The sequence below is a fragment of the Mycetocola lacteus genome, assembly GCF_003667575.1.
Taxonomy (GTDB): Bacteria; Actinomycetota; Actinomycetes; order Actinomycetales; family Microbacteriaceae; genus Mycetocola; species Mycetocola lacteus.
This window is the reverse complement of the sequence record NZ_RCUY01000015.1, coordinates 1-22201: the sequence shown is the minus strand read 5'-3', so window position 1 is coordinate 22201 and position 22201 is coordinate 1. Positions and strand designations below refer to the sequence as shown.

Here is a 22201-nt window from a genome sequence, read left to right as displayed (position 1 = left end):
GCTTTAACTAATTGAGGGAGCGTGTGATGAGTACCGAGAACATTCTGGCGGCCGGAACGCAGATGGGTGAGGTCGAGCTTTTGGTGCGCGACCTCGACCTGATGACGCGCTTCTATCACGAGGCCGTGACCCTCGATGTGCAGCAGGCCGAGGGCGACACCGTGATCCTCGGGCGCGATGGGATTTCGGCGCTCAAGCTGCGTCGCGAAACCGACCTACCGCCGCTGCGTCCGGGGGACGCCGGACTCTATCACTCGGCCCTGCTGTTTCCGGATCAGAGTTCGCTGGCGCTCGCCGTGGCCACGGTGGCCACCCACGAGCCACACTCGTTCTCGGGCAGCGCCGACCACCTCTACAGTGAGGCCTTCTACTTTGACGACCCCGAGGGCAACGGGCTCGAACTCTACCGCGACCGGCCGCGCGACCAGTGGACCTATGAGGCCGGCGGACGCATCCGCGGAGCCACGCTGCCACTGGACCCCAACGCGTTCCTGCGCACCCACCTCACCGAGGACGTGATCGCCGCGCCGCCGCGCGAGGGCATGACCCTCGGCCACATTCACCTGCAGGTGGGCAACCTCGAACAGGCCCGATCCTTCTATGTGGACACCCTCGGATTCGAGATCAAGACCGAGCTGCCGCAGGCCCTGTTCATCTCGGCCGGCGGATACCACCACCACATTGGGATGAACACCTGGCGCAGCAACGGGGCCGGTCCCCGCGCCGCGACCTTCGGCCTGGGGATCGTGGATATCACCGTTCCTGCCCGGGTGGATATCGATGCGCTGGCCTCCCGCCTCACCTTCGCCGGGATCCAGTTTGGCTTTGACGGACAGACCCTGCTCTTCGAGGACCCCTGGAAGACCAAACTGCGGGTGCGCGCCGCCGAGCTGAGCTAGGGTTCGCGCGAAGCTGGATATTGCACAAAACGCTTACGTCCTGACGACAGCGACTTTGATGAGATGAACTCGTAGCCACCACCCGGTGGCAGAAAATGAGGGAAATCATGTTCAGCAAAACTCAGAAGATCCTGACCGGTTCCGCCCTGGCACTCGGCGTGGGTGTGCTCGGGGTTGCCGCCGCCGGGGCAGCCAACGCGGCCGATTCCGGCAGCAAGGACGACGCTGGTACACACGCCGTCCAGCTCAAGGAGGTCTCCGGTGGGGTCGTCCCCAACGGGGCACCCGCGAATGACGCCACCCTGGTCCCGGTTCCGGGCGTGAAACTGCCCACAGATGTGAAGATCGGTCACGCGACCGTGGTGGGCCCGATCGATCCGGCCACCATCCCCGCCGGTCCGCACACCACCGCCCCGGCACCGAAGGCATAGACCGCGGCGGCGGTTCGGGACAACGGCACGGGTCGTCGGGTGTGACACCACTCGGCGGCCCCTGTCGTTAACCATGCTCGGGGTGACCTGTGGCAACTAGGCCGGTGGCTCCTGTCGTTAACCATGCTCGGGGTGACCTGTGGCAACTAGGCCGGTGGCTCCTGTCGTTAACCATGCTCGGGGTGACCTGTGGCAACTAGGCCGGCGGCCCTTGTCGTTTTGCACGCTCGGGGTGACTTGTGGCACCAAGGCCGGCGACCCCGGCCGGGCGGCGTCACACTTCGGTTTGGTTCAGCAGGCTCCCAGCGGGGGAACTCAGGATCGCCGCATGACTGACACGCGCGCACCCCTGAAATTTGCCTACTGGGTCCCCAACGTCTCCGGGGGCCTGGTGGTTTCCACCCTGCCCCAGCGCACCGACTGGGGCCTGGATTACAACGTGGATCTCGCCCGCACCGCCGAACGGGTGGGCTTCGAATATGCGCTGAGTCAGGTGCGATACGCCTCCAGCTACGGGGCCGCGCAGCAGCATGAGTCGACTTCGATCAGCCTGGCGCTGCTCCTGGCAACCGAGCGGCTCCGGGTCATCGCCGCGATCCATCCGGGGCTCTGGCATCCCGCGGTGCTGGCGAAATTCATCACCACCGCGGATCATTTCTCCGCGGGGCGGGCGGCGATCAACGTTGTCAGCGGCTGGTTCAGGGATGAGTTCACCGGGCTCGGTGAGCCGTGGCTCGAACACGATGAGCGCTACCGTCGGTCGGCCGAGTTTATCGACGTGGTTCGGGCGCTGTGGACCGAATCCAACGTGAGCTATCGCGGTGACTTTTATCGTCTGACCGATTTCACGCTGCGTCCGGAACCGGTGGCGGTTCCCGGGCGCGCACACCCCGAGATCTTCCAGGGGGGCAATTCGACCGCGGCCCGCAAAAACGGCGGCACGGTCGCCGATTGGTATTTCGCCAACGGAACCGATCTCGATGGGTTCACCGAACAGCGAGATCAGGTGGCACACACCGCGGCCGCGCACGGTCGTCGGGTGCGGTTTGGCATCAACGGGTTCGCGGTGGTGCGCGACACCGTGGCCGAGGCTCGCGCCCAGGTAGACAACATCATCGCGCACGCCGATACCGAGGCCGTACGCGGGTTTGCCCGGCAGGTGCGGCAGGCCGGCGCATCCACCGCCGACAGGGTAGGCATGTGGGCGGGCTCGGACCTGAGTGACCTGGTGCAGTACAACGACGGCTTCCGCACCGGCCTGATCGGCGATGCGGAGTTCGTGGCGCGGCGACTCCTCGCCTATGCCGACCGCGGGGCCGACCTGGTCCTGCTCGGATTCCTTCACATGCGCGAGGAGGTCGAGGCATTTGGAACCTCCGTCATTCCCCTCGTGCGAGAGCTCGAACGCGAACGTGATCGGCGCGAGGGGCTGGCCGGCGTCTAGCGCGGTTAGGGGGATGTAGACCCATCGGGCAGGGTTACGGTGACGCACAACCCGCCCGCGCTGCCGGCTTCGAGATGCAGGGTGCCGTGATGGGCGGACACGATCGCATCCACCAGGGCGAGGCCCAGGCCGTGAGTATCGGTGCCGCGGCCGGTAGCCGAGGTGGTCGCCCCGCGCGCCGGTGCAGCCGGATCGGCGAGCCGTGCGCGCACCCGAAAGAACGGCTCGGTGAGCCGGGTGATCTGCTCGGGGGCCAGCGCCTCGCCGGTGTTTTCCACCCGGAGCCGCGCCGAACCATCGGGCAGCGTTTTGGTGCTCACGCTCAGCCACCCGCCGGAGTCTCCGTGCCGAATCGCGTTGCGCACCAGGTTGTCGGTCAGCCTACTCAGCAGGACCGTATCCGCGCGCAGCGGTGCCGAGCCCAGGTCGGAGCGCACGTCGATGCCCCGGGTCGCGGCGGCCTCCGCCTGCTCGGCCAAGACCTGGGTGGTGATGTCGGCGAGATCGGTCTTCTCATGACCGGGTGGGTTCGCGCCGATCGTGGCCAGATCCAGCAGCGCATCCACGATGGTCAGGTTACGCGTGTTAGTGACCGCGAGTTTGTTAAGCAGCTCGGCGGTTTCGGGATCCACGTTTCCGTCCCGGGCGACATCCAGGAGCAGTGCGGTGGTGCCGAGCGGGGTACGCAGCTCATGGGAGGCGTTGGCGGCGAAGCGTTCGTGGGCGGCGAAGGTCTGCTCCAACCGCTCCAGCATGGTGTCGAAGGTGGTGGCCAGGCCGGTGAACTCGTCGCGCGCACCGGTGGGGGCGAGCCGGTGGCTGAGCTCACCCGCGGCGGCGCGGGAGGCGGCCCGGTCCAGATCCCGCAGCGGACGCAGGATCCGTCCGGCCATCACATAGCTCAGGAAGATCCCCAGCGCACCGAGCAGCACCAGCGCGGTGATGCCGATCACCAGGGCGGCACGGAATAGATCTTCGGGACTCGACACCTCCCCGATCGCCACCGCCACCCCGGCGGGGGCCGGTGCCGTGACGGTGGCCGGATTCAGGGTGGCTCCGGGGGCCGGAACCAGGGAGGCCTGCACATCGGTGTTGATCCGGGTGGCCGAGACGGTGCCGAAGTTATAGGAGGGGAGGTAGCGGATCATGATCGAGATCAGCACCACCATCGCGGTGCCCATGGCCAGGATGAGCCCCGAGGTGACCAGGGTCAGCCGGGTGCGTGCGGTGAACCGGGCCGGACGCATCTCGGATGCTTCGACCGTTTCTCTAGGCATCGCGCAGGCCCAGCCGATAGCCCACTCCGGAAACCGTCTGAATAACCCGGGGCTCACCGAGCTTTTTGCGCAGGGCCGAAACGGTCATCCGGGTGGAGTTGGTAAACGGGTTGGCGTTTTCGTCCCAGGCCTTCTCCAGCAGGGTTTCGGCGCTGACCGGGGAGCCGCCCGCCGCGAGGATGATTTCCAGCACCGCGAACTCCTTACGGGAGAGCCGGATCGGGGTGCCGTCGCGGGTGACCTCGTGCCGGAAGGAGTCCAGCTCGATCCCACATCCGGAAAGCACCGGGGGCAGCGCTCGCCGCGGACGCCGGGCCAACGCGCGGATACGGACCACCAGCTCGGCAAGGTCGAAGGGCTTTGTCAGGTAATCGTCAGCCCCCAGCTCGAACCCGGCGACCTTCTCGCCGAGGCGTCGGGCCGCCGTGAGCATGAGAACGGGCACCGGGTCGGGGGAGCCCACGATCCGGCGGCACACCTCATCGCCGTGCATCCCCGGAAGATCGCGGTCCAGCACGCATACGTCGTAGTCGTTGAGCGACAGGAGTTCCAGTGCATCCAGTCCGTCGTGGCAGACGTCCACCGCCATCGATTCCCGGGTCAGCGCGATGCGCAGGGTGTCGGCAAAAATCTGTTCGTCATCAACGATGAGTACCCGCATGTTCACTCCCGGGGTTCAGCGCGCACGCGAATCGGGCGGCACCGCCAGTGAACCACACCGGATATAAAAAAATCATCAGATCGGGTTTACAATTTTTTAGTGAATACCCCAGCTCTGCGCCTTGCCACCGAATCCGACATCCCCACCATCGTGCCCCTGATCGTCCGCGCCTATCGCGGCAATGAGTCCGGGTGGACCAGCGAGGGCAATATGTTTGAGCACGACCGGATCGATGAGGCCGAGATGCTGGCCGAGCTGAGTATCCCCGATACCGACATGATCCTGGCTCACGCCGAGGACGGTGTGTTGGTGGGGTGCGGCCTGATTCGCAAGATTGCCCCGAACCGCGCCTACTTCGGTCTGTTCGCGGTGAACCCCGACTATCAGGGTGGTGGCGTCGGCAAGGCCGTGCTCGCCCGGGTCGAGGAGCATGCAGCCACCGTCTTCGGTGTGGATGCAATCGAGATGACCGTGCTGGGCCCGCGCCCCGAGCTGGTCGAGTTTTACGGTCGCCGCGGCTATGTTCCCACCGGCGAGATTCGCGAGCTGCCCGCCGAGGTCATCCTCAGCGAGAGTGGCAAGCTCCTCGACATGAGCATGAAGGTGCTGCAGAAGGACCTGCACTCGGCCTCGGTCGCCGCCTAGGCGACCGGGCGGCGTGCTTTTCGCGCCATCTGACGGGATCAGCGTAGATCTCGTTTTAGCCTCGCTGTGAGGAATACCCTCACTCGCTCTGGATTCCCCCGGTCATGGCGATCACTCTCCGACCAGAGGATCAACCGGTGTCGAAAATTTCAGCGAACTACGATCAGCTCGCTCTTGGCTCCCAACTGGCCAAGCGCCAGGGACAGCTCCACTTCTCGAATATGGAGCGGCACCTGCGCGAGTGGGGGACGCTCGAATCGGGTGATCTGGGCCTCCTGCTGAGAAAGCTCGCTCCCATTAACGATGCGATCGTTGACGGTGGATGCCGCGCGCTCTCGTTTGGGCAGCAGATCACCGTCGAGTATGGCAATCTGTTGGATCGCACGATTGAGTCCTATGCGGCGACCGAGGAAGAAAACCAGCGGGTTATTAACGCGCGAATGGTGAAGCTGGGCGGAACGCCGAGCGCACCACAGGCGGTGCCTGTGCCGCCTGCCCTGGGCCCCGCCGCGGGTTGTGCCTCGGGCTCCTGGGGTGAGGGCGAACTGGGGTTTCCCTTCAACGCGGGTCAGATAGCCGACCAGTTCGCGGGACCGATGAGCGGCTTCCTGAGTGAGGCACTACAGAAGGCTGATCGCCTGGGTTCGCCGGCAACCGTCGGAGAGCGCAACGATGCGAGTTCATACCTGACAACCCCGGTGGCGAACATCAACGAGATTCAGGACCTGCGATGGTCGGCGGGCGCCGTTCTGGGCAGTATCGATTGGGTCTTCGAAAAGCTTGCGGGCTTTAGCCTGATTGAAAGGTTCGTTATGGAGCCATTTGCCGGAAACTGGGATCGCCTTGAGCAAGCATCAATCGCCTGGCGAAACGTGTCTGCGGCGGTGAGCGCGGTGGGGGACAACTTTGCCGGACTGGCGATCGGCCTGTCCGAGTGGGTGGGGAAGGGCTCGGAGGCGTTCATCGCGGCCGCCGCGCTCGCAGCCAAGGGAACCGGTTATGTGGCGAATACCGCCTCGCTGGTGAGCTCACTGGTAAACGGACTCGTTGTTCTGTCTAAGGCGGCGGCAGGTTTGATCGGGCTCGCGCTCAGAAAGATTTCCAACTTTTTGATGAGATTAGCCGTGGAGGCAGCGGTGCCCGCAATCGGATGGGCCGTAGCGGTCCTGAGCTTTGCCGTGGAACTGAATGAAATGTTTGAACTAGTGAGAAAGGTCTACTTGGTTCTCAACGTTCTCTATGGTTTCCTCGTCCAGTTTGCGGATGCCAAGCTGAGCGTTCTTGACACCGTGAAGCTCAACGCGGATCTCGCCGAGGCGGCGGCCCGGGCAACCATCGCAAGAATCGCCTAGGCCGGCCATGGACATCGAAGAACTCAACCTTCGGCTCCAGCGTCTGGTGAGCGCGGTGAATTCGGCCACCGAAGAAATTGACTCGTTGCACGAGGACATCGACGCTGAGGATTCGGCGGCCCAGGACGGGCGCGAGGAATTCGCTCGAACCGCTCGCCGTGGGGAGGCCGGGCGAGAATGGCAGATTATCCAACGCAGAATTGATCGGGGAGAGACCACCCTCGAAGACGTCTTTTCCGGCGCAGACGATTCGCGTGAGGCTCACATCCTGAAGCAGCTGGCGGAGAAGAATCTCTCCCGTACCGCCGAAGAGTGGACTGACGAGATCGCGAATGCAACCAGCGAGCGTCCGGCAAAGAATCCGCTTGCTGAGTTCACCCAGATGGTGGAGCAGCAACAACGTGTTTTTGACGAAATCATGGATCAGCTCGGGGATGAGGATAGCCGTGGAAATCGGGACTGATACGGCTGGACTGCGCATGACCGCGCAACGGCTCCGATCCTATGCACGTGAGATTGGCGACGAGGTTGACCGTGTTCGCCATTTTGTGGCCTATTCGGCAATCGCCTGGCAGGGCGAAGCTGCCCAGGCTTTTCGAGGCGCAACCACCCGTTGGATCGATTCCCTTGACGAGATGATCGCGATGCTTGAGGGGATTGCCCAAGATCTGGACCAGCTGGCCGAGAACTATGAGCAGACAGATTCGGTCATCGAGTCCGGATGGAAGTTGTGAGATGAACCGAGTCGCAAACGCCATCGGGTTGGCGAAGCCCGGCCGTCGTATGGTGATTCATGCGCCGAGTGACGAGGTCTTCGCCGTTGTACTTGACCGCCTCTACCGGCGCAGATTTCAAAACTCCCCGCTCGATCTTAACCCGGTCCTCGGGGCGACCACATATTCCACAACCGTGCGCGTTCTGAAATATGGTTCCGCAGTGCGTGGTCTTTTCTTCGGTGGAATGGTAGAAAACCTGCTGCCATTTCTTGCGTTCACTGTTCGGTCAGTAAGGAACGCAATGCCCGGCGAAGTCGTTGTCGTCTGTGAATTTCGTGGCCCCCAAGTAACTGTGTTGACTCTCTCCCTCGTGCAGTTCCACGCGTCCGTGGCAGTAAACTCAGACGCAATTTTTTGTGCGGTGATCGAGGAAATCGCGACCCATTTTCGCTCGCAGGGGCGTCTGATTGAGGAGGGGACCGATACCAAGCCGAGGCATCTCGACCCCGATTCTCCGGCGAATCAGTATCGGTTCGCCGCGTTGAAAAAGCTTGCGCGTGGGCAACGGTCCTCGCGTCGTTAGCGTGGCGCAGGTTCTGGGAGTCGAGTCTGGATGGAGGTTCTGAGATGAATCGAGTCGCAAACGCCATCGGGTTGGCGAAGCCCGGCCGTCGTATGGTGATTTTTGCGCCGAGTGATGAGGTCATGGCCGTGGTACTTGACCGCCTCTACCGGCGCAAATTTCAAGACTCCGCGCTTGATCTCAATCCGGTCCTCGGGGCGACCATGTATTCCACAACCGTGCGCGTTCTGAAATATGGTTCAAACCTGCGTGGGTTCTTCTACGATGCGGTGGCGGAAGTCCTGCTGCCGTTTTTAGCATTTACCACGCGGTCGGTTCGGAACGCGATGCCTGGGAACGTAGCTATCGTGTGTGAGCGGCGGGGTCCGCAGGAGACGATTTTGACCCTCTCGCTCATTCAGTCGGATACGTCCGGGGCAGTGAATGCAGCGGCAATTTTTTGTGCGGTGATCGAGGAGATCGCCACCCATTTTCGCTCGCAGGGGCGCCTGATCGAGGAGGGGACGGATACGAAGCCGAGGCATCTCGACCCCGATTCTCCGGCGAACCAGTATCGGTTCGCCGTGTTGAAAAAGCTCGCACGCACGCAGGGGCAGCGGGGCTGACCCGACTCGGGTGGATACGCCGGGCCCGGCCAGATTCCGGCCCGGGACTCTCGCGCCCGCTATCCTGGGAGGGTGAGTGTAAATCCTGAACTGCAGGGCCGCACCCTGCCGCCGAGCGCAAGTTATCTTGTGGGTCGCGAGAAGGTGCGCGAGTTTTCCCGTGCCGTCTTTGCCCAGAGCCCGCTGAACCACGATCCGGAAGCCGCGATCGCCGCGGGCTATGCCGACGTGGTCGCCCCGCCGACCTTCGCCGTGGTGGTGCAGGAGCACGCCCTCGCGGAACTGCTCGCGCTGCCGGACACCGGAATCGACTTTTCCCGCGTGGTCCACGGCGACCAGCGCTTCAGCTTTACCCGGCCCATCGTGGCCGGCGATCTGCTGACCGCAACCCTGACCGTAACCTCGGTCAAGACCCTCGGCGCGCACTCCATGGTGACCGCCGAATCCCGCATCGTGGATGCATCCGGTGACCACGTGGTCACCGCGATCTCCACCCTGGTTGTACGAGGTGACGAGTGAGCATCCCCCAGATTTCCGAGCTGACCGTGGGCGACATCGTCGCCGAGCGGACCATCGAACTCTCCCGCGACAGCCTGGTGCGTTACGCCGGTGCCTCGGGTGACTTCAACCCGATCCACTACCGGGACGACGTTGCCGAGAGTGTCGGCCTGCCCGGCGTTCTCGCCCACGGCATGCTGACCATGGGTCTCGCCGTGCAGCCCGTGGTCGACTGGGCCGGCGATCCCGGACGCGTGGAGGACTACCAGGTCCGTTTCACCCGTCCCGTGGTTGTGGACCCGCAGGATGGGGCCACCGTCTCGATCGCCGCCAAGATCGGTCAGATCGACGCCGAGGCGCAGACCGTCCGGGTCGACCTCACCGTGTCCTTCGCCGAGCAGACCGTCCTGGGCAAGGCCCAGGTGCGGGTGCGTCTGGCCGAGTCGCTCTAGCGTGGGCGTTCACACCCTCGCCGAGCTCACCACCTTCCAGGTGGGTGGGCCGATTGCCGCACTGTACGAACCGCAGACCCACGACCACCTGGTGGAAACCCTCCGCGAACTGTGGTCCGAGGGGGAGGAGCCGCTGATTATCGGTGGCGGCTCCAACTTGGTTGCCGGAGACGAGGGCTATGACGGTCCGGTGGTGCGCATCGCGCATCCCGGACTCGAGGTGGTTCCCGCCGAGCCCGGTCGTATTGTGCTGCGTGTGAGCGCGGGTGTGGTGTGGGACGACCTGGTCGCCCACACGGTGTCCAGCGGATGGAGCGGCCTCGAAGCACTGAGCGGGATTCCCGGCTCGGTCGGGGCCGCCCCCATCCAGAACATCGGTGCCTACGGCCAGGAGGTGTCGGCGGTGCTCAGCGCGGTCGAGCTGCTGGACCGTTATGGCGAGGATCCGGTCTGGGTATCCGCCGATGAGCTCGAGCTCGGTTACCGTACCTCGGTGCTCAAGCGTCACCGCGGCGAGCCCGCCGAGCGTGACGCGGTGGTCCTGACCGTCGAATTTGTGCTGACCGATGCCGCGGGCCTCAGCGCCCCGATCGCCTACGGTCAGCTCGCCGGTGCGCTGGGGGTCGAGCTCGGTACCCAGCTGCCGGTGGCCGATGTACGCGCCAGCGTGCTCGCCTTACGGGCCAGCAAGGGTATGGTCCGGGATCTGTCGGACCGCGACACCTTCAGCGCCGGTTCCTTCTTCACCAACCCGATTGTGCCGCTGGCTGCCGCCCGCTCGCTGCCCGAGGATGCCCCGCGCTGGCCGGTCACCCCGGTCGCCGTGGAGCCCACGGTCATTCCGCTGGATCACTACACCGGCGAACTCCCCGGCTATGCCCCCACCGCGGCCCCCGAGCTGGTTAAGCTCAGCGCCGCCTGGCTGATCGAGCATGCGGGGATTTCCAAGGGATTCCGCCTGCCCGGATCGCGCGCGGCGATCTCCAGCAAGCACACACTGGCCCTCACCAACACCGGCGGGGCCACCGGCGATGAGGTCGCCGCCCTGGCCCGTTTTGTGCAGGCTCGCGTCTCGGCGGAGTTCGGGGTGCAGCTGGTTCCCGAGCCGGTGCTGGTCGGCGTCGAAATTTAGTACCGCAAATCGGACCGAATTTATCACGATTCGGTCACACGCGTCATGCGCTTAACCTCTGGTCAGAAGTTGTTTCCCCCGAGGGGCCGTGAGGATAATCCTCGCTATTAGCTGACCATTCACCTTCGCGTTACCTTCTGTCCCGGTCCCGTATTTCCATCCTGTTAGCGTGAGCGCAGCAGGACGATGAGGTAGTCAGGACCCGACCGATGAGGGCCTCCACTTCGTCCGCTACTGGAGGAAACAGACATGAAGGCTCAGCGCGGATGGGTTGTCGCGCTCGCGGCTGCCGCGATCGTGACCCTCGGACTCAGCGGATGCTCCGCCGACGCCGCCCCCGCCGACGGAGGCGCTAAGGCCGCCACCGCCACCAGCGCCAAGGACCTGGGAGGCATCGACAAGCTCGTCGAGGCCGCCAAGGCCGAGGGTCAGCTGAACGTGATCGCACTGCCCGAGGACTGGTCGAACTACGGCAAGATCATCTCCGGCTTCGAGAAGAAGTACGGCATCACCGTGAACTCCGCCTCGCCGGACGCCGCCAGCGCCGAGGAGATCAAGGCCGCCAAGGACCTCAAGGGCCAGAACACCGCCCCCGACGTCTTCGACCTGGGCACCGCCGTGACCCTGGCCAACACCGACCAGTTCGCCAAGTACCAGGTGGAGAACTGGGCCGACATACCCGACGCCAACAAGGAGAAGTCGGGCCTGTGGTACAACGACTACACCGGTGTGATGTCGATCGGTTACGACTCCAACAAGGTTCCCGCCCCCACCAAGCTCAGCGACCTGCTGGGTAAGGACTACGCCGGTAAGGTTGCCATCAACGGTGACCCGACCCAGGCCGGTGCCGCGTTCGCTGCCGTGGGCATGGCCACCGTGCAGAACGGTGGAACCCTGGATGACTACAGCAAGGGCATCGAGTTCTTCTCCGACCTGAAGAAGGCCGGAAACTTCCTGCCCCTGGACCCCACCCCGGCGACCATCGCCTCGGGTGAGACCCCGGTTGTCTTCGACTGGAACTACAACAACATGGCTCAGGAGTCCAAGGTTCCCGGTTGGAAGACCGTGGTTCTGGACGGCGACGCCCTCGGTTCCTACTACAACCAGGCCATCAACGTAGACGCACCGCACCCGGCCGCGGCTCGCCTGTGGCAGGAGTGGATCTACTCCGACGAGGTCCAGAACCTCTACCTCCAGGCCGGCGCACTGCCCGTTCGCCTCGCCGCGATGGACAAGGCCGGTACCGTGGACAAGAAGGCCCTTGACGCCGTGGGTGTCGAGCCGACCTCGCTGATCCAGGCCACCCCGGAGCAGACCGAAAAGGCCGCTAAGCTCCTCGGTGAAAAGTGGGCGGCTGCGGTTCAGTAAATGACCCCATCCGGCTCTGCCCGGACCCGCCGGCTTCCCCGCACTCGCGGGGGAGCCGGCGGTCTGGGCTCGGCGCAGCGGCTGATTCCGGGCCTCGGCCTGGTTCCGTTTGCGCTCTACGTACTGATTTTTCTGCTGATCCCCACGGTTCTCGCGCTCACCACCGGTTTCTTTAACCGTTCCGGCGCGTTCACCTGGGACAACGTCGCGGCCCTTGTCGACCCGACCGTTTTGAGTACCTTCGGGAACTCGCTCTGGATCTCGCTGCTCACCGCGGCACTCGGCGCCCTGATCGGTGCCGTGATCTGCTACGCGCTGCTCTCGTTCTCGCCGACCTCGCGCCTGCGCGCCTCGGTCGAGGCCATCTCCAGCGTGCTGGCACAGTTCGGTGGTGTGATGCTCGCGTTCGCGTTCATCGCCACGATCGGTGTGCAGGGTCTGCTGACCGTCCTGCTCAAGGACGTCTTCGGCTTTGCCCTCTACCCGGGCGAAATTTGGCTCTACCAGATGCCCGGCCTCATCCTTCCCTACCTGTACTTCCAGATTCCGCTGATGGTGCTGACCTTCATGCCCGCGCTCTCGGGTCTCAAGCCCGCGTGGACCGAGGCCAACGCGACCCTGGGCGGAACCTCCTGGACCTTCTGGCGTCGCGTCGGCATCCCCGTGCTGGCCCCCGCGTTCGCCGGTGGATTCTTGCTGCTGTTTGCCAACTCCTTCTCGGCGTATGCAACCGCGGCCGCCCTGATCAGTCAGGGCTCCCAGATTGTGCCGCTGCAGATTCGTACCGCGCTGATCTCCGAAACCGTGCTCGGCCGGGAGAACCTGGCCGGCGCGCTGGCGCTGGGCATGATCGTGATCATGATTGTGCTGATGCTCGGCTACTCGGCCCTGCAGGCCCGAACCGCGAGGTGGCAAAAGTGAGCGCCGTGAAAACCCTGGGTTCGGCCCGCAAGGTGCGTGCCTCACACTCGCTGGCCCCGCGTCGTCCCTTCGCGGTTATCGTGCTGGTGGTCTTCGGACTGTTGTTTGCACTCCCTCTGATCGCGATGGTGGAGTTCAGCCTGCGCACCACCACCGGTCACGGACTCGAGCACTGGACCGGACTGTTTGATCCGGCCAACGAGTTCCGCTATCGCCCGCTGTTCGGGGGCCTGGTGGAGTCGCTGACCCTGGCCCTGATCGCGATTGCGATCGTGATCCTGGTGCTGCTGCCCACAACCCTGCTGGTGCGTCTGCGCTTCCCCAAGCTGGTGCGGGTGCTGGAGTTCATCACCGTGATTCCGATCGCCATCCCCGCGATCGCCCTGGTGGTGGGTCTGGCCCCGGTGTTCGGTGCCAGCATCCGGATCCTCGGTTCGGGCACCCTGGTGCTCGGCCTGATCTACGGTGTGCTGGTGCTGCCGTTTGCCGCACGTGCGCTGGATGCCAGCATTCGCGCGGTGGATGTCCCAACCCTGGTGGAGGCCGCGCGTTCGCTCGGTGCTTCCTGGCCGCGGATCTTCCTGCGGATTCTGCTCCCGGTGCTGCGTCGCGGCATCGTGGCGGCGGCGTTCATCTCCATCGCGGTGGTGCTTGGCGAGTACACCATCGCGTCCCTGTTGAACCGGCAGAACCTGCAGGTCGCGATCGTGGGAATCTCCCGCAGCGACCCGTATGTCGCGGTGATCTTCTCGCTGCTCGCCCTCGCCTTTGTGACCGCGCTGCTCGCGGTGATCGGGCGTATTGCGACTCCCAAACGAAAGGTCTTTGATGTCTGATCCGACCCCCACCACACAGCGCTCCGGCGTGAGCGTACGCTTCCGTGCGGTCACCAAGGAGTATGGGGCACAGCGTGCGCTGAACGGACTGGACCTCGACATCCAGCCGGGCGAGTTTGTGGCCCTGCTCGGCCCCTCGGGCTGCGGCAAGACCACCGCCCTGCGCTCGCTTGCGGGCCTGGAAACCGTGACCAGCGGCGAGCTGCTGATCGACGGGGAGGACGTGACCCGGGTTCCGGTGAACCGTCGCGACCTGGGGATGGTGTTCCAGTCGTACTCGCTGTTCCCCAACCTCAACGTGATCGAGAACGTGGAGTTCGGCCTGCGCACCCGCAAGGTGCCCGCCGCCGAGCGCACCGCTCGCGCCCAGGAGATGCTGGATCGGGTGGGCCTGGGCGACTTCGCCGAGCGCTTCGCCCACCAGCTCTCCGGTGGTCAGCAGCAGCGTGTGGCACTGGCCCGCGCGCTGGTCACGCGTCCGCGCGTGCTGCTGCTGGACGAGCCGCTCTCGGCGCTGGACGCCAAGGTGCGTACCCAGCTGCGGGACGAGATTCGGCGCATCCAGCTGGACCTCGGCATCACCACGGTGTTTGTGACCCACGACCAGGAGGAGGCCCTCGCGGTCGCCGACCGAATCGCGGTCATGAACGCGGGCAAGATCGATCAGATCGGCACCCCCGAGGAGCTGTACCGCCGCCCGGAGACCGGGTTTGTGGCCAACTTCATCGGGCAGTCGACCCTGCTCACCGCGCTGGTCCACGAGGGCCGGATCGCGCTGCTCGGCCGCGAGATCGACCTGACCGATCCGCTGCCCGAGGGTGCACTGGCCCGCGTGCGGGTGCGTCCGGAAAACCTGGCGCTGGAGTCGTTTGAACACGGCGAGGGCGAGCCCGGTGCCGTGGTGACCACGAGCTTCCTCGGCTCTCTGCGCCGCACCACCGTGCACCTCGACTCGGGTCTCTCGATCGTGGTGCAGCACTCGGCCGAGGACACCCCCGAGGTCGAGTCCCGCGTGCGCGTGCGCCTGCTGCAGGACATGGTCACGGCCCACGTGGACTAGTCCTCGCGCTGTTCCCTCACCCCAAATCGCCCCGCGGATCACGAGTCCGCGGGGCGATTGTGGTGTGCAGGTGCCGACGCCCTGGTTGCGTGGCCAGATCATTCATGTTTGGCTGGCGGCATGGAACTGTTCACCGATTTTCAGCTTGCGTCGCCGGTGCCTGACGAGCTTATTGAGCGGTATCGCGGGTATGTGCCGGAGCAGTTGCTGGAGTATTGGACCCAGCAGGGGTTTGGGAGTGCGCGGGACGGGTTTATCAAGCTGATCAATCCGGACGAGTATCGAATCCGGCTGGAGGGATACTTTCCGCACCTCCATATGATTCCGATTATGGCGACGGGGCTGGCGGACATCGTGGTGATGATCGAGGGCACGGTGCGGATTCTGCAGTATCGGTACGGCACCTATGCCGGATTCACATCCGACTTTGAATTCTTGCCCTCTATGCTCGCCTCGGAGACCTTTATCGAGGAGTTCTTCTCGTGGCAGCCGTATCCGGAGGCGTCGGCTCAGCAGGGTCCGTTGGCGTTTGATGAGTGTTTCGGGTACGTTCCGTTGCTTGCGTTGGGTGGTCCAGAGCGGGCGGATCGGTTGCAGAAGATGAAGCTGATCGAGCACGTGCAGCTCATCACGCAGATGGCCGGCCCGATCGTCTATCCCTAACGATTCGTTCCCGAGCGCGCTATTCGACCTCGGTGATCGGGGCGACCGTCGCGTTCACCCCGGCAAGCAGCGCGGCCGCGGGCACCAGGATCCCGTGCCGGTGCGAGCCCGACCCCAGGCCGATCCAGGAATCCTCGGGCAGTTCGGCGATGCTCGCATCGGCAAACACCGGAAGCGCGGTGGTGGTGCCGAGCGGGGTGATGGTGCCGCGCTCAAAGCCGGTAGCCTCCAACGCGAGGTCGGCGTGGGGGAGTGCGAGACGGTTCACGCCCACGGCCTGGCGCAGCAGCGGCCAGGAAATCTTGCGACCCCCGGGCACCAGCGCCAGCAGGAAGCTGCCATCGTGGCGACGGATCACCAGGGTCTTGACCAGCGCCCCGGGCTCGATCCCGATCTGCGCGGCCGCATCGGCCAGGCTCGTCGCCGGGCCGCGCTCGCGCACCCGAATCGGAATCCCACGTGCCTCGGCGTCGGCCACCACACGCTGGGTGCCCTCGGGCAGATCGGTCACGGCGGGCGCGGCGGTTTCAGTCATGCTGAGAAAAACAGTCGCCCACCCGCCCGCATTCCCCGATTGTCGGATTCGGGCCGGAAACACGAATGCCGCCCACCTTGCGGTGAGCGGCATTCGTGGTGGTGAACCTAGCGGCTGAAGAGCTTCTGCAGGCGCTGGATGCCCTCGAGCAGGGCGTCGTCGCCGAGGGCGTAGCTGAAGCGCAGGTAGCCGGAGGGGCCGAAGGCCTCGCCGGGAACGGCGGCCACCTCGGCGGCGTCGAGCATCAGATCGGCGAGCTCCAGCGAGGTGGTCGGGGTCACGCCCGCCCACTCCTGGCCCAGCAGACCGCGAACGTCGGCGTAAACGTAGAACGCTCCCTCGGGGGTCGGCACCGAGACGCCCTCGATCTTGTTGAGCTCGGTGACGATGGTCTTGCGGCGACGATCAAACGCCACGCGCATCGCCTCGACCTCGTCCTGCGGACCGTTCAGCGCGGCAATCGCCGCACGCTGGGCAATGTTGTTCACGTTGCCCGAGAGGTGGGACTGCAGGTTGGTGAGGGCCTTGATCGCATCCACCGGACCGATGGTCCAGCCCACCCGCCAACCGGTCATCGCATAGGTCTTGGCCACACCGTTGACCAGCAGGGTCTGGTTCGCCAGCGCCGGAACGGCCTCGAGGATCGAGATCGCGCGGGCACCGTCATAGGTGAGGTTCTGGTAGATCTCATCGCTGATGATCCAGATGCCGTGCTCGAGGGCCCACTCGCCAATGGCGCGGGTTTCCTCGGGGGAGTACACGGCCCCGGTGGGGTTGGAGGGCGAGACAAACAGCAGAATCTTGGTGCGCTCGGTGCGGGCTGCCTCAAGCTGGTCGAGGGTGACCTTATATCCGGCCTCGGCGTCGGCGAAGACGTCGATCGCGGTGCCGCCGGCCAGCGCGATGACCTCGGGGTAGGTGGTCCAATACGGGGTCGGGACGATGACCTCGTCGCCGTCGTTCAGCAGCACCTGGAAGGCCTCATAGACCGACTGCTTGCCACCGTTGGTCACCACAACCTGGTTGGCGGCGATCTCGATCCCCGAGTCGCGCAGCGTCTTTGCCACGATGGCCTCGCGCAGCTCGGGAAGCCCGGCGGCGGGGGTGTAGCGGTGGTTTTTGGGATCCTTTACGGCGGCCGCCGCGGCCTCCACAATGTGGGCCGGGGTCGCGAAATCGGGTTCACCCGCCGCATAGCTAATAACCGGGCGACCCTGCGCCTGGAGGGCCTTGGCCTTCGCATCAACCTTGAGCGTGGCGGATTCGGCGATGGCGGAAATCTTCGTGGAGAGGCGCGGTGTAGTAGTCACCCCCTGATCGTATCCAGAAATCCCCTGGAAAGTCACCGGGATTACGCCGGTTTTCTGCGCACGGATGCGCGGATCCGTCTGGGTAGCGGGCCGGACGGACGCCGAACTAGCCGACCGGCTCGCTCACGCTGGGCATGACACCCTCCAACGCGCTGAGCACCGGCACCAGTTCGGGCAGCTCGCGGGCGGCTTCGAGGGCCTCGGCGAGGGCGCGGTCGTGGGTGGGGCGCGCGCGGTCCAGGGCCGCGTGGCCGGCGGCGGTCAGCTCGGTGTAGATGCCGCGGCGATCATCGGCGCAGAGGATCCGGGTCAGCAGCGAGCGTTCCTCCAACCGGGTGACCAGGCGCGTGGTGGCGCTGCTGGAGAGCGCGGTTGCGCGGGCGAGTTGTTGCATGCGCATGTGCCAGCCGTCCTGACGGTTCAGTGCATCGAGCACGGTGTACTCCACCATCGAGAGTCCGTGTTCGGACTGCAGGGCGCGTTCGATCGTGGTGTCGATCAGCCCGTGTAGTGCGGCGACTGCACGCCAACCACTGGCACGAACCTCGAGCGCACTGTCTGCAATACCCATGTCAACTCCCTTGCGGTCGCCTCCAGTGTACCAATCACGCGGATAGTGCGCTTAAGCAACTAGTTTGCCGAGCGCGAACGCTGTGCCACGCTCCAAATCCAGACCGATCGGACGGTCGGGCTAGGCGCTGCGGGGGTGGATAACGTACGCTGTTTCTTGCGCAGCGCGGCACGCCAGCCGGGGCTGGCTATCGGTCCCCGAGAAAGGTCCCGATATGTCCGCCACCAACGCCACCGCCCTACCGCCCGCGCGATTCAGCCTGGCCGGCCCGAAGTTTGGCACCGCGCTTCCCGTCCTGCTGCTGGTCCTGACCGCGGTCACCGGCATCGTCGATGCGATCAGCGTGCTTGAACTCGGCCGGGTATTCGTAGCGAACATGACCGGCAACGTGGTGTCGATCGGCTTCGCCCTCGCCGGAGCGCCCCACTTCTCGCTGACCGGATCCATCTTCGCCCTCGCCGGCTACATCCTGGGCGCGGGCCTCGGCGGATACGTCATGGCGCGCATTCATCTGGCTCCCGTCCGAGCCTTCCGCAACGTGATGGCCGTGGTGGTGCTGGCGTTTGCCGGCGTGGTGGCGCTGGCCTGGGTGACCGGGGCGGAGGCCCCGATGATTCAGCACATTATGGTTGCGCTGATGGCCACCGCCCTCGGCGTCCAAGGTGCGGCGGCCCGGGCGCTCGGGGTGCCGGATCTCAGCACCACGGTACTCACGATGACCATCACCGGGCTGGTCGCGGATATCTGGGGTGGGAAATCCGGGGCGCTCACCCGCCGCATCCTGGCGGTCGCGGCGATGCTGCTCGGTGCGTTTGTCGGGGGTGTGCTCGTGCTCAATGCGGGAATTCCGGTGGCGCTGAGTGTGGTGCTGCTGATTCAAATTGTGGTGCTGGTGTCGATGTGGAACCTGGCGCGCAAGAGCTAACGTCCGGTTTGCGCATCCCGGAATCATCGGTTAGAGTTTCAGATAGCCACAGACCGCCGGTTCTGTTGTGGTGTGCAAACATCACACAGCGAAGGTTCCCCAGGGAACGGCCCGCGTAGGTAACGAAAAGGATTTTTACAGCTGCCCCGTGCAGATGTTGTCTCCCGCTCCGGTACCTGTGCCGGAGCATTTTTTTATGCCTCGGTGGGAAATGGTGCACATCGCTTCCGCGATGTGGGAACCAATACACAAGGAGTAAGCCATGGCGAACAAGGAAGCCGCGGTTGCCGAGCTCACGGAGAAATTCCAGAGCTCGACTGCCGTACTGCTGACCGAGTACCGCGGCCTCACTGTCGCACAGCTCAAGGCGCTGCGCGTTTCCATCAGTGAAGACGCAACCTACGCCGTGGTGAAGAACACGCTGACCAAGATTGCGGCCAACAACGCCGGCATTACCTCGTTTGACGACGAGCTTGCTGGTCCGACCGCCGTCGCTTTCGTTCACGGTGACCCCGTCGCCGTGGCAAAGCAGCTGCGTGCCTTCGCCAAGGCAAACCCTCAGCTCATCGTCAAGGGCGGTTTCTTCGATGGAAACCCCCTCACCGCTGCTGAGGTCGGCAAGCTCGCCGATCTCGAGTCCCGCGAAGTTCTGCTCGGCAAGCTTGCCGGCGCCTTCAAGGCCTCGCTGTTCGGAGCCGCTTATCTGTTCAACGCACCGCTGTCGAAGGCCGTTCGCACGGTCGACGCGCTGCGTGAGAAGCAGGAGTCCGCAGCCTAGGTTCTACCTAGGAATGCGGTGAGTAACTAAGAAACTATAAGGAGAAACATCATGGCAAAGCTGTCTACTGAAGAACTGCTGAACGCGTTCAAGGAGCTCACCCTCATCGAGCTGTCCGAGTTCGTCAAGGCCTTCGAGGAGACCTTCGAGGTCACCGCCGCCGCTCCCGTTGCCGTTGCTGGTGCTGCTGCTCCGGCCGCTGCTGCTGAAGAGGCTGAAGAGAAGACCGACTTCGACGTTATCCTCGAGGCTGCTGGCGACAAGAAGATCCAGGTCATCAAGGTTGTGCGCGAGCTGACCTCGCTGGGTCTGGGCGAGGCCAAGGCTGTTGTCGACGGTGCCCCCAAGGCTGTGCTCGAGGGCGCAAACAAGGAAGCCGCCGAGAAGGCAAAGGCTGCTCTGGAAGAGGCTGGCGCAACCGTTACCGTCAAGTAATTTGGGCTCCGCGAGGAGCACTTACTTGAGCGTAATGCGCTGAGTCGATCTTCTGATCGCATTCGTAACGCGTGGCACCCCCGGGTGCCACGCGTTACCGCGTTAAATACCGAAATTCAGGATTTATATAGCTTGGCTATGTATTATGGATCCATGTCCAGTTCTGATTTATCCACCTCGCGGCGTGATCTGCACGCCATCCTGGGCGACCTCGTGTTTTCGGCACACCGACTCACCCGCATCGCCGCCCACTCCACCTCCAGCACCGAATCTCCGGCGATCTGGCGCACCCTCGACGCCCTGAACACCACCGGGCCGATGCGCACCGGCGAACTCGCCCGGCACGGACGGGTATCCCAGCCCACGATGAGCAAGATTATCCGGCTGCTGGAACAGCGCGGCTGGGTGGCCCGCGTGGCCGACCCCACCGACGCCCGTGCCACAGTCCTGGAACTCTCCGTCGAAGGGCGCGACGCCCTGGCCAACTGGCGCGAAACCGTGCTGACCGCGCTCACCCCTCGGTTTGAGGCGCTCTCGGATGAGCAGCTGAACACGCTGGATTCCGCCGCCGGGATCCTCGCCGAACTGGTGAGTACCTCCGGCCCGGTGGGCCCCGGTGCCCCCGAGGTTGCCGAGCTGCCCGAGGAGGGCGAGCCGTCCGAGTCTGCCACGTCCGCCGCAGCTTCCACCAACGGGGAGGCCCGCGCATGAGCGGCCACACCGTAGACGCGCACGCTCCCAGCATGTGGAAGCAGCCCACCGCCGTCTGGGCCGTGGTCTTTGCCTCGGTGATCGCGTTCATGGGCATCGGCCTGGTGGACCCGATCCTCCCGGCCATCGCCAAGGATCTTGACGCCACCCCGGCCCAGGCCGAGCTCCTCTTTACCTCGTATCTGCTGGTGACCGCCCTGGCGATGTTCTTCTCCAGCTGGATCTCCAGCCGCCTGGGGGCCAAGCGCACGCTGCTGCTGGGCCTCGTCATCATCGTGGTCTTCGCCCTGGGAGCGGCGCTCTCGGGCAGCGTGGACGAGATCATCGGCTTCCGTGCCGGCTGGGGTCTGGGTAACGCCCTCTTCATCTCCACCGCCCTGGCAACCATCGTGGGCGCCGCCAGCGGTGGCGCCGGCTCGGCCATCGTGCTGTACGAGGCGGCGCTGGGTGTGGGCATCGCCGTGGGCCCGCTGCTGGGTGGCCTGCTCGGGAACATTTCCTGGCGTGGACCGTTCTTCGGCACTGCAAGCCTGATGGCCATCGGGTTCATCGCGATCCTGACGATCCTGAAAAAGGACCCCGCCAAGCCCGCCCCGGTCAAAATCACCGCGGCCTTTAGCGCGCTGCGCCGTCCGGTTCTGGCGCTGCTGGCGGCCACCGCATTCTTCTACAACGTGGCCTTCTTTATCCTGCTGGCCTACAGCCCGTTCCCGCTGGAGCTCGGAGCCACCGGACTCGGCTTCGTGTTCTTCGGATGGGGTGTGGCCCTGGCGATCACCAGCGTGGTGGTGGCCCCGATCCTGCTGCGTCATTTCCGCCGTTCGCGGTTGCTGATGGTGGTGCTGTCCGCCTTGACCGTGGACCTGATCGTCGCCGGACTCGTGGTGCATAACCGGACCGGGCTGATTATCGCGATCATCGTGGGCGGGCTGATCCTCGGTATCTCCAATACGGTGCTGACCGAGGCGGTCATGGAATCCACCGACCTGCCGCGCTCGGTAGCCTCATCCGCCTACTCGGGCGTGCGGTTCCTCGGTGGTGCAGTGGCCCCGCCCGTGGGTGCGCTGCTTGCCGCGGCGATTGCCCCCGCGGCCCCGTACTACCTGGCCGCAGCCGCCGCGCTGATCGGTGTGCTGATCCTGATTCTGGGACGTAAGGCCCTGGTCACCGCGGATGAGGGGCACGAAAGTGCGGCCGAGGAAGCCGCGGATATCGTGCTGGGAGACGCCGCCTAACTGCGTGGTCTCGACGGCGGGCTCGGAGCGATCCGGGCCCGCCGCTGTATATCGGTAAACGATTTTCCTGATCCGGAGCGAAATATAACGAAGCTATGCGAATCCGGATTATGCGTTGTTCTGCTCGGGGCACGCTGTTAGACTGACTGGCCTTAGCA

General features: G+C 64.7%; 27 protein-coding genes. 22 read left to right on the top strand and 5 right to left on the bottom strand.

All coding sequences use genetic code 11. The features are described from left to right. The first annotated feature begins 26 nt into the window (after nucleotides 1-26). The 3 genes from D9V34_RS15440 to sfnG all read left to right on the top strand — a co-directional run bounded on the left by D9V34_RS15440 (nucleotide 27) and on the right by sfnG (nucleotide 2774). Nucleotides 27-899: a VOC family protein gene (locus tag D9V34_RS15440; protein WP_121689380.1), complete on the top strand. Its 873-nt coding sequence runs from the start codon at nucleotides 27-29 to the stop codon at nucleotides 897-899. Nucleotides 900-1006: 107 nt separating this feature from the next. Then, nucleotides 1007-1330: a hypothetical protein gene (locus tag D9V34_RS15435; RefSeq protein WP_121689379.1), complete on the top strand. Its 324-nt coding sequence runs from the start codon at nucleotides 1007-1009 to the stop codon at nucleotides 1328-1330. A 328-nt stretch (nucleotides 1331-1658) separates the two neighbouring features. Further along, on the top strand, nucleotides 1659-2774 hold the full coding sequence (sfnG, locus tag D9V34_RS15430) for a dimethylsulfone monooxygenase SfnG (RefSeq protein WP_121689378.1): 1116 nt from the start codon (nucleotides 1659-1661) through the stop codon (nucleotides 2772-2774). Between the two features lie 5 nt (nucleotides 2775-2779). On the opposite strand, the gene D9V34_RS15425 is transcribed toward sfnG, so the two are convergent. Then, nucleotides 2780-4051, bottom strand: a complete 1272-nt coding sequence (locus D9V34_RS15425) for a sensor histidine kinase (RefSeq protein WP_121689377.1) — start codon at nucleotides 4049-4051, stop codon at nucleotides 2780-2782. Continuing rightward, a complete protein-coding gene (locus D9V34_RS15420; RefSeq protein ID WP_121689376.1) occupies nucleotides 4044-4712 on the bottom strand; it encodes a response regulator transcription factor in 669 nt (222 codons plus the stop codon). Before D9V34_RS15420 ends, D9V34_RS15425 begins: the two co-directional genes overlap by 8 nt. Before the next feature lie 99 nt (nucleotides 4713-4811). On the opposite strand from D9V34_RS15420, the gene D9V34_RS15415 reads away from it, so the two are divergent. From D9V34_RS15415 to D9V34_RS15355, 14 genes are all read left to right on the top strand, one after another. Beyond that, a complete protein-coding gene (locus D9V34_RS15415) occupies nucleotides 4812-5357 on the top strand; it encodes a GNAT family N-acetyltransferase (RefSeq protein WP_121689375.1) in 546 nt (181 codons plus the stop codon). A gap of 104 nt (nucleotides 5358-5461) precedes the next feature. Continuing rightward, entirely contained in the window at nucleotides 5462-6709 is a 1248-nt protein-coding gene (locus tag D9V34_RS15410) for a hypothetical protein (RefSeq protein WP_147441711.1), read from the top strand. Nucleotides 6710-6716: 7 nt separating this feature from the next. Continuing rightward, on the top strand, nucleotides 6717-7172 hold the full coding sequence (locus tag D9V34_RS17900) for a hypothetical protein (RefSeq protein WP_183092003.1): 456 nt from the start codon (nucleotides 6717-6719) through the stop codon (nucleotides 7170-7172). Nucleotides 7173-7188: 16 nt separating this feature from the next. Then, nucleotides 7189-7443: a WXG100 family type VII secretion target gene (locus D9V34_RS17895; RefSeq protein WP_183092002.1), complete on the top strand. Its 255-nt coding sequence runs from the start codon at nucleotides 7189-7191 to the stop codon at nucleotides 7441-7443. 1 nt (nucleotide 7444) lies between these two features. Continuing rightward, on the top strand, nucleotides 7445-8008 hold the full coding sequence (locus D9V34_RS15400) for a hypothetical protein (protein WP_121689372.1): 564 nt from the start codon (nucleotides 7445-7447) through the stop codon (nucleotides 8006-8008). Nucleotides 8009-8052: 44 nt separating this feature from the next. Next, entirely contained in the window at nucleotides 8053-8613 is a 561-nt protein-coding gene (locus D9V34_RS15395; protein WP_121689371.1) for a hypothetical protein, read from the top strand. Nucleotides 8614-8685: 72 nt separating this feature from the next. After that, nucleotides 8686-9132 carry an FAS1-like dehydratase domain-containing protein gene (locus tag D9V34_RS15390; RefSeq protein ID WP_121689370.1) on the top strand — a complete coding sequence of 149 codons (447 nt, stop codon included), beginning with the start codon at nucleotides 8686-8688 and terminating at the stop codon, nucleotides 9130-9132. 2 nt (nucleotides 9133-9134) lie between these two features. Beyond that, nucleotides 9135-9563, top strand: a complete 429-nt coding sequence (locus D9V34_RS15385; RefSeq protein ID WP_245601316.1) for a MaoC family dehydratase — start codon at nucleotides 9135-9137, stop codon at nucleotides 9561-9563. A gap of 1 nt (nucleotide 9564) precedes the next feature. Further along, nucleotides 9565-10695, top strand: a complete 1131-nt coding sequence (locus D9V34_RS15380) for a UDP-N-acetylmuramate dehydrogenase (protein ID WP_121689369.1) — start codon at nucleotides 9565-9567, stop codon at nucleotides 10693-10695. 249 nt (nucleotides 10696-10944) lie between these two features. After that, nucleotides 10945-12063 (top strand): ABC transporter substrate-binding protein, encoded by a 1119-nt coding sequence (locus D9V34_RS15375; RefSeq protein ID WP_121689368.1) that lies wholly within the window; start codon nucleotides 10945-10947, stop codon nucleotides 12061-12063. Then, nucleotides 12064-12984 carry an ABC transporter permease gene (locus D9V34_RS15370; RefSeq protein ID WP_121689367.1) on the top strand — a complete coding sequence of 307 codons (921 nt, stop codon included), beginning with the start codon at nucleotides 12064-12066 and terminating at the stop codon, nucleotides 12982-12984. Next, a complete protein-coding gene (locus D9V34_RS15365) occupies nucleotides 12981-13820 on the top strand; it encodes an ABC transporter permease subunit (protein WP_245601314.1) in 840 nt (279 codons plus the stop codon). The genes D9V34_RS15370 and D9V34_RS15365 overlap by 4 nt, the downstream gene beginning before the upstream one ends. Then, complete coding sequence (locus D9V34_RS15360) at nucleotides 13813-14880, top strand: ABC transporter ATP-binding protein (protein WP_183092001.1); 1068 nt, start codon at nucleotides 13813-13815, stop codon at nucleotides 14878-14880. Before D9V34_RS15365 ends, D9V34_RS15360 begins: the two co-directional genes overlap by 8 nt. Before the next feature lie 120 nt (nucleotides 14881-15000). Then, nucleotides 15001-15543, top strand: a complete 543-nt coding sequence (locus D9V34_RS15355; RefSeq protein ID WP_121689365.1) for a T6SS immunity protein Tdi1 domain-containing protein — start codon at nucleotides 15001-15003, stop codon at nucleotides 15541-15543. 19 nt (nucleotides 15544-15562) lie between these two features. Here the strand turns inward: D9V34_RS15355 and D9V34_RS15350 are convergent, their stop codons facing one another. The 3 genes from D9V34_RS15350 to D9V34_RS15340 all read right to left on the bottom strand — a co-directional run bounded on the left by D9V34_RS15350 (nucleotide 15563) and on the right by D9V34_RS15340 (nucleotide 17959). Beyond that, on the bottom strand, nucleotides 15563-16078 hold the full coding sequence (locus D9V34_RS15350) for an aminoacyl-tRNA deacylase (RefSeq protein ID WP_183092000.1): 516 nt from the start codon (nucleotides 16076-16078) through the stop codon (nucleotides 15563-15565). Between the two features lie 107 nt (nucleotides 16079-16185). Next, on the bottom strand, nucleotides 16186-17388 hold the full coding sequence (locus D9V34_RS15345) for a pyridoxal phosphate-dependent aminotransferase (RefSeq protein WP_121689364.1): 1203 nt from the start codon (nucleotides 17386-17388) through the stop codon (nucleotides 16186-16188). 106 nt (nucleotides 17389-17494) lie between these two features. Then, nucleotides 17495-17959: a MarR family winged helix-turn-helix transcriptional regulator gene (locus tag D9V34_RS15340; RefSeq protein WP_121689363.1), complete on the bottom strand. Its 465-nt coding sequence runs from the start codon at nucleotides 17957-17959 to the stop codon at nucleotides 17495-17497. A 214-nt stretch (nucleotides 17960-18173) separates the two neighbouring features. Here D9V34_RS15340 and D9V34_RS15335 point away from each other — a divergent pair, with 214 nt between their 5' ends. The 5 genes from D9V34_RS15335 (at nucleotide 18174) to D9V34_RS15315 (ending at nucleotide 22043) form a co-directional block, all read left to right on the top strand. After that, nucleotides 18174-18884, top strand: coding sequence for a YoaK family protein (locus tag D9V34_RS15335; RefSeq protein WP_121689362.1), 711 nt, complete (start codon nucleotides 18174-18176; stop codon nucleotides 18882-18884). 262 nt (nucleotides 18885-19146) lie between these two features. Further along, nucleotides 19147-19662: a 50S ribosomal protein L10 gene (rplJ, locus tag D9V34_RS15330; protein ID WP_121689361.1), complete on the top strand. Its 516-nt coding sequence runs from the start codon at nucleotides 19147-19149 to the stop codon at nucleotides 19660-19662. A gap of 51 nt (nucleotides 19663-19713) precedes the next feature. Then, nucleotides 19714-20097: a 50S ribosomal protein L7/L12 gene (gene rplL / locus D9V34_RS15325; RefSeq protein ID WP_121689360.1), complete on the top strand. Its 384-nt coding sequence runs from the start codon at nucleotides 19714-19716 to the stop codon at nucleotides 20095-20097. 153 nt (nucleotides 20098-20250) lie between these two features. Further along, nucleotides 20251-20808, top strand: a complete 558-nt coding sequence (locus tag D9V34_RS15320) for a MarR family winged helix-turn-helix transcriptional regulator (RefSeq protein WP_121689359.1) — start codon at nucleotides 20251-20253, stop codon at nucleotides 20806-20808. Then, the gene (locus tag D9V34_RS15315; protein WP_121689358.1) at nucleotides 20805-22043 is read left to right on the top strand and encodes an MFS transporter; all 1239 of its coding nucleotides are present in this window, start codon (nucleotides 20805-20807) and stop codon (nucleotides 22041-22043) included. Before D9V34_RS15320 ends, D9V34_RS15315 begins: the two co-directional genes overlap by 4 nt. Nucleotides 22044-22201: the final 158 nt, after the last annotated feature.

Excerpts from the sequence above, each read along its gene's own strand:
- D9V34_RS15340 (WP_121689363.1), bottom strand. The coding sequence starts at position 17,959 with ATGGGTATTGCAGACAGTGCGCTCGAGGTTCGTGCCAGTGGTTGGCGT.
- rplL (WP_121689360.1), top strand. The coding sequence starts at position 19,714 with ATGGCAAAGCTGTCTACTGAAGAACTGCTGAACGCGTTCAAGGAGCTC.
- D9V34_RS15375 (WP_121689368.1), top strand. The coding sequence starts at position 10,945 with ATGAAGGCTCAGCGCGGATGGGTTGTCGCGCTCGCGGCTGCCGCGATC.
- rplJ (WP_121689361.1), top strand. The coding sequence starts at position 19,147 with ATGGCGAACAAGGAAGCCGCGGTTGCCGAGCTCACGGAGAAATTCCAG.
- D9V34_RS15425 (WP_121689377.1), bottom strand. The coding sequence starts at position 4,051 with ATGCCTAGAGAAACGGTCGAAGCATCCGAGATGCGTCCGGCCCGGTTC.
- D9V34_RS15370 (WP_121689367.1), top strand. The coding sequence starts at position 12,064 with ATGACCCCATCCGGCTCTGCCCGGACCCGCCGGCTTCCCCGCACTCGC.
- D9V34_RS15320 (WP_121689359.1), top strand. The coding sequence starts at position 20,251 with ATGTCCAGTTCTGATTTATCCACCTCGCGGCGTGATCTGCACGCCATC.
- D9V34_RS17900 (WP_183092003.1), top strand. The coding sequence starts at position 6,717 with ATGGACATCGAAGAACTCAACCTTCGGCTCCAGCGTCTGGTGAGCGCG.
- sfnG (WP_121689378.1), top strand. The coding sequence starts at position 1,659 with ATGACTGACACGCGCGCACCCCTGAAATTTGCCTACTGGGTCCCCAAC.
- D9V34_RS17895 (WP_183092002.1), top strand. The coding sequence starts at position 7,189 with ATGACCGCGCAACGGCTCCGATCCTATGCACGTGAGATTGGCGACGAG.
- D9V34_RS15315 (WP_121689358.1), top strand. The coding sequence starts at position 20,805 with ATGAGCGGCCACACCGTAGACGCGCACGCTCCCAGCATGTGGAAGCAG.
- D9V34_RS15335 (WP_121689362.1), top strand. The coding sequence starts at position 18,174 with ATGTCCGCCACCAACGCCACCGCCCTACCGCCCGCGCGATTCAGCCTG.
- D9V34_RS15400 (WP_121689372.1), top strand. The coding sequence starts at position 7,445 with ATGAACCGAGTCGCAAACGCCATCGGGTTGGCGAAGCCCGGCCGTCGT.
- D9V34_RS15360 (WP_183092001.1), top strand. The coding sequence starts at position 13,813 with ATGTCTGATCCGACCCCCACCACACAGCGCTCCGGCGTGAGCGTACGC.
- D9V34_RS15435 (WP_121689379.1), top strand. The coding sequence starts at position 1,007 with ATGTTCAGCAAAACTCAGAAGATCCTGACCGGTTCCGCCCTGGCACTC.
- D9V34_RS15410 (WP_147441711.1), top strand. The coding sequence starts at position 5,462 with ATGGCGATCACTCTCCGACCAGAGGATCAACCGGTGTCGAAAATTTCA.
- D9V34_RS15395 (WP_121689371.1), top strand. The coding sequence starts at position 8,053 with ATGAATCGAGTCGCAAACGCCATCGGGTTGGCGAAGCCCGGCCGTCGT.
- D9V34_RS15440 (WP_121689380.1), top strand. The coding sequence starts at position 27 with ATGAGTACCGAGAACATTCTGGCGGCCGGAACGCAGATGGGTGAGGTC.
- D9V34_RS15420 (WP_121689376.1), bottom strand. The coding sequence starts at position 4,712 with ATGCGGGTACTCATCGTTGATGACGAACAGATTTTTGCCGACACCCTG.
- D9V34_RS15355 (WP_121689365.1), top strand. The coding sequence starts at position 15,001 with ATGGAACTGTTCACCGATTTTCAGCTTGCGTCGCCGGTGCCTGACGAG.
- D9V34_RS15350 (WP_183092000.1), bottom strand. The coding sequence starts at position 16,078 with ATGACTGAAACCGCCGCGCCCGCCGTGACCGATCTGCCCGAGGGCACC.